Consider the following 718-nt stretch of genomic DNA (forward strand, 5'->3'; position numbering starts at 1 on the left):
TTACTTATCGTTATTGCCCGGAGTTTGCAACGTCGGTGTTAGCAGTTGCAGACGATATTTTGATGGAAAAGATCAATGCAGTTCTGGATCGTATCACTAAGTTTGTACAAAAAACTCAGCGTGAGAAAGGCCTATCGTTTGTTTCAAGAACGCGTTTGGAACCCCCGAAGTATAATCGACAAGCATGTGTCGTCTTTCGAGTGGTATTAGCAAATCCACTGACGACCACTGATACATTAAGAGATATTCTGGCAGAGCAGAAAGAAATCGTGAACGCTTCTATGGAGGTTCAACGAGCAATGAAGTTATTGCGTAGTTTGTGTCAGCTCTCCGAGGATAGCCAATAGTCTGAGATAAACACAGACTATTGGTGCATAGATTTAATCACTCAAGGCTAAATCTAGATTACTGCTTCAGCTTAATATAACGCAGCTTCGTCATCTAAGACTTCGTGAATGACTTCCAAGAAGATCTTATCAGCATCACTCAATTGTTCAGGAATTCTAACAATTGTTGAGGCGCTGATCTTCTCTGCTATTTTAGCGGAAGCATCAGGTTCATTTTTCAGCTCGCGTGCGATCTCCATGCATTTTGTTGAAACACTAGGGTCACTTAGACACTTTCGAATAAAGACGCGTAGTTCACTAATTATTTTGGCTTGTTTGCTCGCTTCTGCACTACTCATCGATAACTCCTTATTTTCTACAAGTATATTTTT

General features: G+C 40.5%; 1 protein-coding gene and 1 pseudogene. One reads left to right on the forward strand and one right to left on the reverse strand.

What is annotated here, in order from left to right:
* A pseudogene (locus A3761_RS26710) lies at positions 1-347 on the forward strand (putative pyridoxal-dependent aspartate 1-decarboxylase); the annotation flags it as partial.
* 71 nt (positions 348-418) lie between these two features.
* On the opposite strand, the gene A3761_RS02740 reads toward A3761_RS26710, so the two are convergent.
* The coding region (locus tag A3761_RS02740; protein WP_231881129.1) for a hypothetical protein at positions 419-718 on the reverse strand (300 nt) is incomplete at its 5' end.

The organism is Oleiphilus sp. HI0123 (genome assembly GCF_001635315.1).